General features: G+C 74.0%; 10 protein-coding genes. 3 read left to right on the top strand and 7 right to left on the bottom strand.

The window, feature by feature from the left end:
* Positions 1 to 35: 35 nt before the first annotated feature.
* On the bottom strand, positions 36 to 1,073 hold the full coding sequence (recA, locus tag B056_RS0125170; protein ID WP_018504626.1) for a recombinase RecA: 1,038 nt from the start codon (positions 1,071 to 1,073) through the stop codon (positions 36 to 38).
* Positions 1,074 to 1,436: 363 nt separating this feature from the next.
* Positions 1,437 to 1,631, bottom strand: coding sequence for a DUF3046 domain-containing protein (locus B056_RS0125165; RefSeq protein ID WP_018504625.1), 195 nt, complete (start codon positions 1,629 to 1,631; stop codon positions 1,437 to 1,439).
* Between the two features lie 95 nt (positions 1,632 to 1,726).
* On the opposite strand from B056_RS0125165, the gene B056_RS0125160 reads away from it, so the two are divergent.
* The 3 genes from B056_RS0125160 to B056_RS0125150 all read left to right on the top strand — a co-directional run bounded on the left by B056_RS0125160 (position 1,727) and on the right by B056_RS0125150 (position 9,037).
* Complete coding sequence (locus B056_RS0125160) at positions 1,727 to 6,529, top strand: ATP-dependent helicase (protein WP_154677230.1); 4,803 nt, start codon at positions 1,727 to 1,729, stop codon at positions 6,527 to 6,529.
* Complete coding sequence (locus tag B056_RS0125155; RefSeq protein ID WP_018504623.1) at positions 6,526 to 7,914, top strand: MFS transporter; 1,389 nt, start codon at positions 6,526 to 6,528, stop codon at positions 7,912 to 7,914. Before B056_RS0125160 ends, B056_RS0125155 begins: the two co-directional genes overlap by 4 nt.
* A gap of 79 nt (positions 7,915 to 7,993) precedes the next feature.
* A complete protein-coding gene (locus B056_RS0125150; RefSeq protein WP_018504622.1) occupies positions 7,994 to 9,037 on the top strand; it encodes a DNA-formamidopyrimidine glycosylase family protein in 1,044 nt (347 codons plus the stop codon).
* On the opposite strand, the gene B056_RS0125145 is transcribed toward B056_RS0125150, so the two are convergent.
* The 5 genes from B056_RS0125145 to B056_RS0125125 all read right to left on the bottom strand — a co-directional run bounded on the left by B056_RS0125145 (position 8,994) and on the right by B056_RS0125125 (position 13,011).
* On the bottom strand, positions 8,994 to 9,566 hold the full coding sequence (locus B056_RS0125145) for an RNA polymerase sigma factor (protein ID WP_026240123.1): 573 nt from the start codon (positions 9,564 to 9,566) through the stop codon (positions 8,994 to 8,996). The two genes, B056_RS0125150 and B056_RS0125145, sit on opposite strands and share 44 nt — an antisense overlap.
* Positions 9,567 to 9,976: 410 nt before the next feature.
* Complete coding sequence (pspM, locus tag B056_RS37895; protein ID WP_026240122.1) at positions 9,977 to 10,969, bottom strand: phage shock envelope stress response protein PspM; 993 nt, start codon at positions 10,967 to 10,969, stop codon at positions 9,977 to 9,979.
* A gap of 64 nt (positions 10,970 to 11,033) precedes the next feature.
* Positions 11,034 to 11,963, bottom strand: a complete 930-nt coding sequence (locus B056_RS37890) for a PspA/IM30 family protein (RefSeq protein WP_018504618.1) — start codon at positions 11,961 to 11,963, stop codon at positions 11,034 to 11,036.
* A gap of 169 nt (positions 11,964 to 12,132) precedes the next feature.
* Entirely contained in the window at positions 12,133 to 12,600 is a 468-nt protein-coding gene (locus tag B056_RS0125130; RefSeq protein ID WP_018504617.1) for a Dps family protein, read from the bottom strand.
* 90 nt (positions 12,601 to 12,690) lie between these two features.
* Positions 12,691 to 13,011 (bottom strand): helix-turn-helix domain-containing protein, encoded by a 321-nt coding sequence (locus B056_RS0125125; RefSeq protein ID WP_018504616.1) that lies wholly within the window; start codon positions 13,009 to 13,011, stop codon positions 12,691 to 12,693.
* Positions 13,012 to 13,122 lie beyond the last annotated feature (111 nt).

Raw genomic sequence — 13,122 nt, 5'->3', positions numbered from 1 at the left:
CGGGAACGGCTCCTGCCGGGACACCGCTCCCCCGGTCAGAGGTCCACCGGAACCGGTGCGGGAGCGTCAGCGTCCAGCGTCGGGGAGAGACCGAGCTTCTCCTTGATCCGCTTTTCGATCTCGTTGGCCAGATCCGGGTTGTCGCGGAGGAATGACCGCGCGTTCTCCTTGCCCTGGCCGAGCTGGTCGCCGTCATAGGTGTACCAGGCACCGGACTTGCGGATGATGCCGTGCTCGACGCCCATATCGATCAGGGAGCCCTCGCGGCTGATACCGCCGCCGTAGACGATGTCGAACTCGGCGGTCCGGAACGGCGGGGCCATCTTGTTCTTGACCACCTTGATCCTGGTCCGGTTACCGACCGCCTCGGCACCGTCCTTCAGCGTCTCGATGCGGCGTACGTCGAGCCGGACGGAGGCGTAGAACTTCAACGCCTTTCCGCCGGTGGTGGTCTCCGGCGAGCCGAACATGACGCCGACCTTCTCGCGGAGCTGGTTGATGAAGACGGCGGTGGTGCCGGAGTTCGCGAGCGCCCCGGTGATCTTCCGCAGCGCCTGCGACATCAGCCGGGCCTGCAGACCCACGTGGCTGTCGCCCATCTCCCCCTCGATCTCGGCCCGCGGTACCAGCGCCGCGACCGAGTCGATGACGATGATGTCCAGCGCGCCGGAACGGATCAGCATGTCGGCGATCTCCAGCGCCTGCTCCCCCGTGTCGGGCTGGGAGATGAGCAGCGCGTCGGTGTCGACGCCGAGCTTCCCCGCGTACTCCGGATCAAGCGCGTGCTCGGCGTCGATGAAGGCCGCGATGCCGCCGGCCGCCTGCGCGTTCGCCACCGCGTGCAGCGCGACCGTGGTTTTTCCGGATGACTCCGGCCCATAGATCTCGATGACACGCCCGCGAGGGTAGCCCCCGATACCGAGCGCGACATCCAGGGCGATGGATCCAGTCGGGATGACCTGGATCGGCGGGCGGGTGTCGTCACCCAGCCGCATGATCGAGCCCTTGCCGAACTGCTTGTCGATCTGCGCAAGGGCGTTCTCCAACGCCTTCTCGCGGTCGGGTCCTACCATTTGGGTTACTCCCGGCTGAGGTCCTCGAGTCTTGGCCACGATCCGACGCTAGGGGGTGGGTCCGACAGTTTCGATAGCCGGGTGGCCTCTGTGGACAACTGAGCGCATGTGGACAACACTAGCCGAACATCCGTTCGAAGCCGCAGCGACACGCCGGTGCCCACCCGAACGGGTGGTTCCGGCACACCACGCGCATACCCCCGGCACGGCGGGTGGCCGCACCGGGCCGCCCGACGCCGAGCGTCGCCGCCCGAACGAGCCCGACCGACGGCCGAGCCGGCAAGGGTGCCGGCAGGGTGGCTGGCGAGGGGCCTGTGACCGAGCCGGCAGCCAGGCCACGGGCGGGCCTCGGCGGTCGCCGCGTCAGCGGTCGCGGGCCGGCACGTTGAACTCGTCGCAGACGGCACGCCACACCCGTTTGAGGTCGTCGCCCCGGCCCAGCGCGCCCTCGACGGTCGCCCCACCCAGCCCGGCGATCACGTGATCGCGGGCCAGCGAGTCCGCGTACGCCGCGCCGAACTGCTTGTTCATGTTCGCCCAGAACTCGGTCAGTCGCACGGGACCAGTGTGCACGGACCGCCCGCCCGCTCTCCCGGCGCGGGACGTCCCGCGCCGGAGCCGCGCAGCCGGCGAGTTGTGTGGTGGGGCCAGTTGTGTCGGTGGCAGGACGCAGACTGGTGCACGTGACCGCATCGGACCCGCTCGCCGCCTTCTCGGCCCCGACCCGGGAATGGTTCGCGTCCTCCTTCGCGGCTCCGACGCCGGCCCAGGCCGGCGCGTGGGCGGCCGTCGCCGGCGGGGAGAGCGCCCTGGTCGTCGCCCCGACGGGGTCGGGCAAGACCCTCGCCGCGTTCCTCTGGTCGCTGGACTCGCTGGCGCGCTCGGCGCCGCCGGCCGATCCGACCCGCCGCTGCCGGGTGCTCTACGTCAGCCCGCTCAAGGCGCTGGCGGTCGACGTGGAGCGCAACCTGCGCGCGCCGCTCACCGGCATCCGGGCCGCCGCCACCCGGCTCGGCCTGCCCGTGCCGGACGTGTCGGTGGGTGTCCGCTCCGGCGACACCCCGGCGGCCGAGCGCCGGGCGTTCGGCCGCACCCCGCCGGACATTCTGATCACCACGCCGGAGTCGCTGTTCCTGATCCTCACCAGCGCCGCGCGGGAGGCGCTGCGCGGCGTGGAGACGGTGATCTTGGACGAGGTGCACGCGGTGGCGGGCACCAAGCGCGGCGCCCACCTGGCGCTCAGCCTCGAGCGCCTCGACGACCTGTTGGACGTCCCCGCCCAGCGGGTCGGCCTGTCCGCGACGGTGCGCCCGGTCGACGAGGTCGCCCGGTTCCTCGGCGGGCCACGTCCGGTCACCGTGGTGCGCCCGCCGGCGGCGAAGACCCTCCAGATAGACGTGGTCGTCCCGGTCGAGGACATGGCGAACCTCGGCGAGGTGGCGGGCGCGGTCCCGGAGGGCTCCGCCGCCGGGGCGGCACCGCGGGCGTCGATCTGGCCGGCGGTCGAGGAGAAGGTGCTCGACCTGATCCTCGGTCACTCCTCGACGATCGTCTTCGCGAACTCCCGGCGGCTGGCGGAGCGGCTGTGCGCGCGGCTGAACGAGCTGTACGCCGACCGTCTCACCGCGGCGGACACCACCGGCGACGCCCACGGGCGGGAGACCGGTGGCTGGGCGGCGCCCGCGGAGATCATGGGAGCGGCCGGGGTGGCCGTGCCGCCGGCCGGGGTGGAGGTGGCGCGGGCCCACCACGGCAGCGTCAGCCGTGAGCAGCGCATGCTGATCGAGGAGGATCTCAAGGCCGGGCGGCTGCCCGCCGTGGTCGCCACGTCCAGCCTCGAGCTGGGTATCGACATGGGCGCGGTCGACCTGGTCGTGCAGATCGAGTCGCCGCCCAGCGTGGCGGCCGGCATGCAGCGGATCGGCCGGGCCGGCCACCAGGTCGGCGCGGCCAGCCGGGGGGTGGTGCTGCCCAAGCACCGTTCCGACCTGCTGGAGTGCGCGGTCGTGGCGGAGCGGATGAGCGACGGGCGCATCGAGGCCGTGCGCTACCCGCGCAACCCGCTCGACGTGCTGGCCCAGCAGATCGTCGCGATGGTCGCGGTCGAGGACCGCGAGGTCGACGAGCTGGGCGCGCTGGTCCGCCGCGCGGCGCCGTTCGCCACCCTGCCCGTCTCCGTCTACGAGGCCGTGCTGGACATGCTGGCCGGGCGCTATCCGTCCGACGACTTCGCCGAGCTGCGGCCCCGCGTCACCTGGGACCGGGCGACCGGGGTCCTCGCCGGCCGGCCGGGTGCCCAGCGGCTCGCCGTGACCAGCGGCGGCACGATCCCCGACCGCGGCATGTTCGGGGTCTTCCTGGTCGGCGAGAAGGCCAGCCGGGTCGGCGAGCTCGACGAGGAGATGGTCTACGAGTCCCGGGTCGGCGACGTCGTACTGCTCGGCTCGTCGAGCTGGCGGATCGAGGAGATCACCCCGGACCGGGTGCTGGTGACCCCGGCGCCCGGCCGGCCCGGCCGGTTGCCGTTCTGGCACGGTGACGCGCCGGGCCGGCCCGCCGAGCTCGGCCGCGCGCTCGGCTCGTTCCTGCGAGAGCTGTCGGCGGCGAGCCCGCGGGACGCCGCCGACCGGGTGCGCTCCGCCGGGCTGGACGACTGGGCGACCACGAACCTGCTGGCCTACCTGGACGAACAGCGTGCCGCCACCGGCCATCTCTCCGACGACCGCCGCGTCGTCGTGGAGCGGTTCCGCGACGAGCTGGGCGACTGGCGGCTGGCCGTCCACTCGCCGTTCGGCGCGCCGGTGAACGCGCCCTGGGCGCTGGCGATCGGCGCCCGGCTGCGGGAACGCCACGGCGCCGAGGTCCAGATCATGCACACCGACGACGGCATCGTCGCCCGTGTGCCCGACACCGCCGAGCCCCCCGAGGCCGAGCTGGTCGTCTTCGAGCCCGAGGAGGTCGAGGCGCTCGTCCGGGCCGAGGTGGGCGGCAGCGCCCTGTTCGCGAGCCGGTTCCGCGAGTGCGCGAGCCGCTCCCTGCTGCTGCCGCGACGCACTCCCGGTCGGCGCACGCCACTGTGGCAGCAACGCCAGCGCAGCGCGCACCTGCTGTCGGTCGCCTCGACCTTCGGCGACTTCCCGGTCGTGCTCGAGACGATGCGCGAGTGCCTGCAGGACGTCTACGACGTCCCGGCGCTGGTGGGCCTGATGCGTGACATCGGCGCCCGGTCGCTGCGGGTGGTCGAGGTCGAGACCCCGTCCCCGTCGCCGTTCGCCTCCTCGCTGCTGTTCGGCTATGTGGCCGCGTTCATGTACGACGGCGACGCGCCGCTGGCCGAACGGCGCGCCCAGGTCCTCTCCCTGGACAGTTCGCTCCTCGCCGAGCTGCTCGGTGAGACCGAGCTGCGCGAGCTCATCGATCCGGCGGCGCTGGAGCGGATCACCGCCGAGCTCCAGCGGCTGGTACCCGACCGGCACGCCCACGACGTCGAGTCCACCGCCGACCTGCTGCGTGCCCTCGGCGACCTGACCGACACCGAAGCCGAGGCGCGGGGGGTGGCACCGTCCTGGCTGGCGGCGCTCGTGGACGCCGGGCGGGTGATCCACGTGCGCATCGGCGGCGAGGCACGCTGGGCGCCGGTCGAGGACGCCGGCCGCCTGCGCGACGCGCTCGGCGTCCCGCTGCCAGTCGGGGTGCCGGCGGCGTTCACCGAACCGGTCCGCGATCCGCTCGGCGACCTGGTCTCCCGCTACGCACGCGCCCACGGCCCGTTCGAGGCCGCGGCCGTCGCCACCCGGTTCGGGCTGGGGGTGGCGGTGGTCGTCGGGGCCCTCGAACGGCTCACCGCGACCGGGCGGCTGGTACGCGGCGAGCTCCACCCGGATCGCGCGGGCGAGCAGTGGTGCGACGCGGGGGTGCTGCGCGCGCTGCGCCGCCGCAGCCTGGCGGCGCTGCGCAAGGAGGTGGAGGCCGTCCCCACCCGGGCGATGGGCGCGTTCCTGCCCGCCTGGCAGTCGGTGACGACCGGCCGCGGGCGCGGTGTGGACGGCGTGCTGCGCGCCGTGGAGCAGCTCCAGGGCGCACCGGTGCCGGCGAGCGCGCTGGAGCAGCTGGTCCTGCCGGCCCGGGTCAGCGACTACTCACCGGCGATGCTGGACGAGCTGTGCGCGACCGGCGAGGTGCTGTGGGCCGGGGCCGGTGGCCTGCCCGGCAACGACGGCTGGGTCACCCTCGTGCTGGCCGACTCGGCCGGGGAGCTGCTGCCCCCGCCCGACCTGGACGCCGCCGGCGGCGACCCGCACCGCGCGATCCTCGACGCTCTCGCCGGCGACCAGGCGCTGTTCTTCCGGACCCTCTCCGACCGGGCCGGCGCGCTCGACGACACCGCCCTGGCGGGCGCGCTGTGGGATCTGGTGTGGGCCGGCCTGGTCACCAACGACACCCTCGCCGCCCTGCGCGTCCAGCTCGGCTCCGGGCGTCCGGCGCATCCCGCGCATCCCGCGCCGCCGCGGCGGCGCTCGGCGCGCGGCCGGCCGGCCCGGTACGGCCGGCCGGCGATGCCGCGCCGGGCCGGCCCACCCACCGTCGGCGGCCGGTGGTCGCTGCTGCCGGAGCGGGAGCCCGATCCGACCCGGCGGGCGCACGCGCTGGCCGAGTCCCTGCTGGACCGGCACGGCATCGTCACCCGCGGCGCGGTCACCGCCGAACGCACGCCGGGTGGGTTCGCGGCGGTGTACCGGGTGCTGTCGGCGTTCGAGGACGCCGGGCGGTGCCGCCGCGGCTACTTCGTCGAGTCGCTGGGGGCGGCGCAGTTCGCCGTCCCCGGCGCGGTCGACCGGCTCCGCGCGATCGCCGGGGCGCAACGCGACGCCGCCGACCAGCCCGCCTGGGCGGTCCCCGACCTGACCGCCTCCGATCTGAGCGCTTCCGGGCTGAGCGCCTCCAGGCAGGGCGCCTCCGGCCTGGGGTCGGGCCATGCCGCGGCGGCGCGGCTGGGCGGGGCCGCGGAACAGTTCCCGGTCGCCGGAGTCGCCGGTCCGCCAGGTCACGGTGCCCGCCGCGGGGACACCGGCGCCACGGCGGCGGTCGTGCTCGCGGCCAGCGACCCGGCGAATCCCCACGGCGCCGCCCTGCCCTGGCCCAAACGCCCGGCGGCCGACGGCGAGGGCTCGGGCCACCGGCCGGGGCGCAAGGCCGGCGCGCTGGTCGTGCTGGTCGACGGTGAGCTCGTCCTCTACGTCGAGCGGGGCGGCCGGACTTTGCTGTCGTGGTCGGACGCGCCGGCCCTGCTCGGCCCGGCGGTGGACGCGCTGGCCGGCGCGGTCCGCGCCGGGTCCCTCGGCCGCCTCGCCGTGGAGAAGGCCGACGGGGCCGCGGTGGTCGGCAGCGGGCTCGGCGTGGCCCTGGAACGGGCGGGATTCCACCCGACCCCCCGCGGCCTGCGGCTGCGGGGGTGACCACGGCGCGGGAGGAGCCCGGCCGCGTGCCCACCCCGTGGGACCCGAGCCTGCGCGGCCTGACGATCGGCCTCGTCAGCACCGTCACGCTGATCGCCTTCGAGGCGATGGCGGTCGTCACCGTGCTGCCGGAGGTCGCCGCCGACCTGCGCGGCCTGTCCCTGTACGGCTGGACGACCAGCGGGTTCTTCCTCGGCCTGCTCGTCGGGGTGGTGATCGCCGGGGCGGAGACGGACCGGGTCGGCGCGGTGCGCCCGTTCACCGTCGGGCTCTCGCTGTTCGGCGCCGGCCTCGCCGTGGCCGCCCTCGCGCCGACCATGGAGATCCTGGTGGCCGGCCGCATTCTGCAGGGTCTCGGCGGCGGCGCGGTGCCCGCCGTGCTGTACGCGACGATCGGGCGCGCCTACCCGGAGTCGCAGCGGCCCAGGATGTTCGCGGTGACGTCCACCGCCTGGGTGGTGCCCGGGCTGGTCGGGCCGGTGACCTCGGCGCTCGTCGCCGAGCACGCCGGCTGGCGCTGGGTCTTCGGCGGGCTGCTCCCGCTGGTGGTGGTGGCCGGGGCGCTCACGGTCCGCGCGCTGGGCGGGCTGGGGCCGCCGCCGACCGCACCCGCCGGTGGGGCGGGGCGGCGTTTCGTCGCCGCGATCCGGGTGAGCGTCGGTGCCGGCCTCATCCTGGCCGGGCTGACGAGCCGGTCGCCGCTGGGGATCGCGCCGGTCCTCGCCGGCGGGCTGCTCGCCTACCGGCCGCTACGTGTCCTGCTTCCGGAGGGGACGCTGCGCGCGCGGCCCGGCATCGCGGCGGCGGTGGCCGCCCGCGGGTTGCTGACCTTCGCCTTCTTCGGCGCCGACACCTTCGTCCCGCTGGCCATCACGGCGGTGCGCGACCAGTCCACGACGGTCGCCGGCACGGCGGTCACCGTCGCGACCGTGACCTGGACCACCGGCTCCTGGACGCAGGCGCGGCTGGCCGGGCGCTACCCGGGGCGGGCGCTGATCCGCTCCGGCCTGCTCCTGGTCGCGGGCGGCACGGCGGGCTTCGGCCTGGTCCTGGTGGACGTCGTCCCGCTGGCGGTGCCGGTCGTCTGCTGGGGGATGGCCGGGCTCGGGATGGGCCTGGCGTACTCGCCGATCGTGAGCCTCGTCCTCGCCGAGACACCGCCGGAGCGGCACGGCACGGCCTCCAGTTCGGTGACCCTCTCGGACAACCTCGGAACGGCGTTCGGGACAGGTCTCGGCGGGGTGGCCGTCGCCGCCAGCGAGGCCTCCACCGGGACCCCCGCGACTGGGCTGGGTGTGGTCTTCGCGCTGACCGCGGCCGTCGCCGTGCTGGGCGCCGCCGTCATCCGCCGGGCGCCGTCCAGGACGTTCCCCGCGGCGTCCTGAGGGGCGCGTCCGGGCGGTCAGGTCGTGACGATCCGTGTCCTGACAGGTCGGCGGGTCCCGGCCGTGGGCACCATGGGGTGTGCCCGAAGGTGACACGGTCTGGCTGGCGGCGCGGCGGATGGACACCGCGCTCGCCGGCCGAATGCTGTTGCGCTCGGACTTCCGGGTGCCGTCACTGGCTACCGCCGACCTGAGCGGACGGCGGGTCAGCACCGTCCGACCACGCGGCAAGCACCTGCTGACCCGGGTCGAGGGTGGCCTCACCCTGCACACCCACTTCAGGATGGAAGGCTCATGGCATCTCTACCGGCCCGGCTCGCGCTGGTCCGGGGGACCGGCCTGGCAGGTCCGGGTGGTACTGGTCACCGCGGAACAGGTGGCCGTCGGCTACCGGCTGCCGGTCGTCGAGATCCTGCCGACCGAGCAGGAGGACCGGGTCGTCGGACACCTGGGCCCGGACGTCCTCGGCGTGGACTGGGACCTCGACCGCGCCGTGGCGAACCTGCGCGCCGAGCCGACCCGGGAGATCGGGTCAGCGCTGCTCGACCAGCGGCTGCTGGCCGGGCTGGGCAACATCTGGCGGACGGAGGCGTGTTTCCTCGCCGGAGTGAGCCCGTGGACCCCGGTCGGCGAAGTAGGAGATCTTGAAGGGCTGGTCCGCCGCGCCCAGGCGATGATCAGGGCCGGGGCACGGGGCGGGCACCAGGTGACGACCGGATCCGCCCGCCCGGGCGAACAGCATTGGGTGTACGGACGCGCAGGCAGGCCCTGTCGGCGCTGCGGCACGCTCGTCCGCCGTCAGGAGCAGCGGACGGCCACCCAGAGTTCGCCCGGGCGCGGATCGCCGGCGCGTGCCGCCGGGCCCCGTTCTCAGGGGTCCCACGGCCAGGCCCGGCGTGACCACGACCGGCGCGAGGACGGCCGGCGTGACGGTGGCCGGCTCGCCCGCGACGTCGGTGGGTCCGTCGACATCGAGGATCAGGACGGTCGGGTCACCGCGTGGTGCCCGACCTGCCAGCCCGGCCCCGCTCCGGGGGCCGCGGCCGGCGGGTGGGATGTTCGCCCCGGCCGCCGGGGCGTCACACCCGGCTGGCCGCCAGCAGGCGGGCACGGCCCCGGGTGAACGCGCCCTCGGCCGCCTTCACGCTGATGGACAGGTCGTCGGCGGCCTGTCGGGTGGTCCGGCCAGCGGCACGGGCCATCATGATCTGCCGCTCGCGGCCACGCAGGCGACGGGTCTGGTCGAGCAACCAGAGCGCCTCCGCGCGGTCGCAGGTCGAGTCCTCGGGGCCGGGGTCACTGGGCGCCGCGACGCTGCGGGCCATCGCACGGTCCGCGCGCATCCGCGCACGGTGATGATCAACGCACAGCCGGAGCACGGTCGTGGTCAGGAACTGACCGACTCGGTGGCTGTCGAGGTTGCGGAACCCCGCCGCGCGCACGAGTGCCTCCTGCGCGCAGTCCTCCGCGTCGGCGGTGCTGGGCAGCCGCCTGCGCGCAATGTGTACCAGTCGTTCGCGGTGCGGCAGGACGAGCGACCACCGGTCACCGCTGAACGGCTGGTCGACGGCAGCGAGCGGTGCCGCCTGAGCTGCCTGCCGGGCCGGCTGTGAGGTCGGGGACTCGTTCTCTTCCCCAATAATTAGCGTCATGGCACTTCCACCTGCCTGGCTGCGTCATGCCATCCGGACGTCCGGGACCGCCGGTCTGGCCATCGCACGGCGGCGATGAAAACGTGGACGACGCTCCCCTCGTCACCCGACGCCACAATCGCCGATCGGACATGTGGGACATTAAGGCAATCGCAGCGTGCGCGCCATAACCCCCGTCACATATTCAAACCCATCTCCCACTCCATGGTGCTAACCCGGGTGTACACCGCGCCGAAGGGAAAGCTAAATCTGCATAGTCACTGTGCACTTAAGCGGATGACCTTTATCTGACCCGGTCGGCGGAAAGTCGCTGTGGGGCAGGCACAACGGCTGGCCGACGCCCGGCCGAACGGCCCGCCGGCTCCGGCCGGACGTTAAGCGGAGGTGACACCTAAGAAGATCCTGCCGGTTCAGGTCGGGCGGCCTCGCCCGGTGGATCCCATCAGTTCGGATAGCCCATCGGCGTAGGCGCGCAGCCGATCGACGTCCTCGGTGAGCCGGCGCAGCTCGGCCGCGGGCGCCGCGACGGTCCCGACGATCTCGGTCGCGGCGGCCAGCAGGCCGTCCAGCGCGTCGGCCGCGCGGTTCATGCCGTCGAGCAGCTGGGCCGAGGTGGCCAGGATGCCCGCGCGCCGGGCCGGATCCGCCACCGCCCGCGCCGCGGCCTCGCAGGCCAGGACCTGCCCGGCGCTGACCCGCAGGCCGTCCACCAGCCGCACGGCGCCCGCCACCGCCGTACGCACCGGGGCCGCGGGTGGGTGGTCCGCCACCGAGCGGGCCAGCGCGACGAGCGCGGCCAGCCCCGCCTCCCCCCGGCGCAGCGGGCGCGCGGCCGCCGAGCGGCGCAGCGCCATCGCCGTCGGCGCGGGGACCACCGGCAGCGCGGGCGCGTCAGCGGTGTCCTGGAATGCCCGCAGCTCCCGATAGGACAGACCGGCCCGGACGAGCGCCGCTCCCCCGAACACGAACCATCCCCAGGAGTGGTCGATGAAGGCCGCCGCGGGTGACGCGGCGGCGGCGGCCGTCCAGGCCTGGGTGGAAATGGCGGCGCGCCGCCGCGCGCGCCGGACGGAACGCCCGAAACGGCGCTCCGACCTTTCCAGCGACCGGCGTTCGACGTCGGCCCTGATCCAGTCGGGCAACGCCGGCGTGACCGCCGCGGCGAGTTCCGCGGCGCGAATTCGATAACCCTCGAACGCGGTCCTGTCGACCGAATCGGCGAAGTGAAAAGAACTTCTTCCTTCTGGCCGCCAATGCGCCTGTTTCCCGCGCGCGCCACGACCGGAATCACCGCTCGTGACCGGCACCCCGGGAAATGCCGACGATTCCGGGCCGACCTGCCGGCCCGTTGGCGTGGCGGAGTCCGCGAGGCCGGCGGTGGGGTCGGCTCCGGAGTCGGTCATCGACAGCCTCCCGCAGTCACCACGGCCCAAACGACCATCGGATCAAACGATCATCGCGACCGGTTCAGGCTGGCGGAGCGTCCTGGGAACCGGGCGCGGGCGGCGTGGCGCCGCCCTGCGACGGCGCGGAGTCACCCGCCGCCTTACCCAACGACAGACGCTCGTCGCCGGTGCCCCCCGGCGCCCGGCCGGCGGAGAGGCCCGGCGGGGGTGGTACGGGCGGCATCGCCGGCCGGCCCGCCGACCCGGGCGCGACCGGGACCGCCCCGTGGCCGCCGGCCATGCTTCCGCGCAGCTCGGCGAGGCGCCCGGCGGCCTGGGCGTCCATGGTCGCGCGGCGCACCTCGAGCATCCGGGCCTCCATGCCCTGCGAGGCGAGCTCCTGGCGGCCGAGCGCCACCGCGTAGCGCTTCTCGACCTTGTCCCGCACCTCGGCCAGCGTCGGCGTGTCACCGGGCGGGGGAAGCGACGACATCCCCTCCATCGCCTTGCTCATCTGCTCGTGCATGGCGGCGTGCTCGATCTGGGTGAGCAGGCGGGTCCGCTCGGCGAGCTGGCGGTGCATGCGGGCGGTGTTGTCCTCGACCGCCACGCGCGCCTGCGCGGCCGACGCCGCGGCCTGCTCGTGCAGGACCTTGAGATCCTCCAGCGCCGCCTCGGCGGCGATCAGCTTGCTGGCGAACGCCTGCGCGGTCTGCTCGTACTGGACCGCCGTGGCCAGATCACCGGCGTCCCGGGCGTTGTCCGCGAGCATCAGAGCGGAGCGCGCCGACTCGGTGAGGTTGGTGACGTCCTCGACCTGGCGGCCCATCTTCATCTCGATCTCGCGCTGGTTGCCCACGACGAGGGCGGCCTGGGAGACGAGTTTCTCGTGCTGCTGGCGGGCCGCCTCGATCGCCTGGTCGATCTGGACCCGCGGATCCGCGCGGTTCTCCAGCTCGATCTCAGCCCGCTTCGACAGGTAGCGGAGGTACTTACGGACGACATTCGCCATACCTCGATCGTCCCACGGCGAGGCCGATCTGGTGAGCCGCCGACAGCCTCGTTCCGCGACCGGGCCGCGCCGAGCCCTGTCCGATTCCCGACGCGGCGCCCGATCCGCCCCGGCTCCAGCCGGATGCCCCGTTCGCCGGAGCGGACCGGGACCGGGCGAACCGGGGCGACTAGACCATCGCCTGGAACATCCAGTGCTGTTCCTCGAGGTCGCGGAGCACGCCGATGAACAGGTCCTGGGTCACCGGGTCCGGCTGCTCGGTCACGTCCATCCGGGTGCGCATCCTGGTGATCATCGCGGCCAGGACGTCCGTGATCAGCCGGATCGCCTTCTCGTCGTTGATGTAGCCGGGCTCGACACCGTGCAGGTGACTGCCGCGGGCGATGGTCCCGGCCTGGCCGTCAGGGTTCACCCCGATCGACACGGCGCGTTCGGCGGCCAGGTCGGTGTGGCGCCGGGCGAGCTCGACCACGGCGTCGAGCTGAAGGTGCACCGTGCGGAAGTTATGGCCGATCACGTTCCAGTGGAGCTGCTTGGCCAGCAGCGACAGATCGACCAGGTCCACGACGGCGCCCTGGAGCGCCTCGCCGGTGACCGTGCGCGCCTCGTCTGACAGCGGACTGCGGATCGCGCTCATGTTGATCCTCTCTCTGGAGCTCGGGCACGTCCCACGAAAAGGCGTGCCCGCAGAGAAGATCCGTACGCTGACCGGACAGGCCCGCGTGGCTCAGGCGGCGCGGTCGACCACCGCCGGGCGGGCCGGCACGACCACGGCGGACGGGCCACCGACCGGTGTCGGCGCGCTCGCCGCCAGCTCGGCGAGTTCCAGGTCGTCACTGACCTCGCGAAGAAGGTCCGCCAGCCGTACCCCCAACGCGTCGCAGATGGACGCGAGCAGTTCCGAGCTCGCCTCCTTCTGGCCGCGCTCGACCTCCGAGAGGTAGCCGAGCGACACTCTCGCCGCCGACGACACCTCCCGCAGTGTCCGGTGCTGATCCTGTCGGCGGCGGCGCAACGCCTCGCCGATCACGCGTCGGAGCAGGACCATCGAGCCTCCTCCTTCGTCCACGGGCTGCGTTCACCGTATACCCGCCGGGCGCCCCTCCGGGGCATCGTTGATAGGACTGTAACGCTGTAAGCACCCCCAAACGGGGATCGG

The organism is Parafrankia discariae (assembly GCF_000373365.1).
In the GTDB taxonomy this organism is placed as follows: domain Bacteria; phylum Actinomycetota; class Actinomycetes; order Frankiales; family Frankiaceae; genus Parafrankia; species Parafrankia discariae.
Note: the sequence above shows the minus strand (reverse complement) of the source record. Positions and strands in the feature narration are given on the sequence as shown.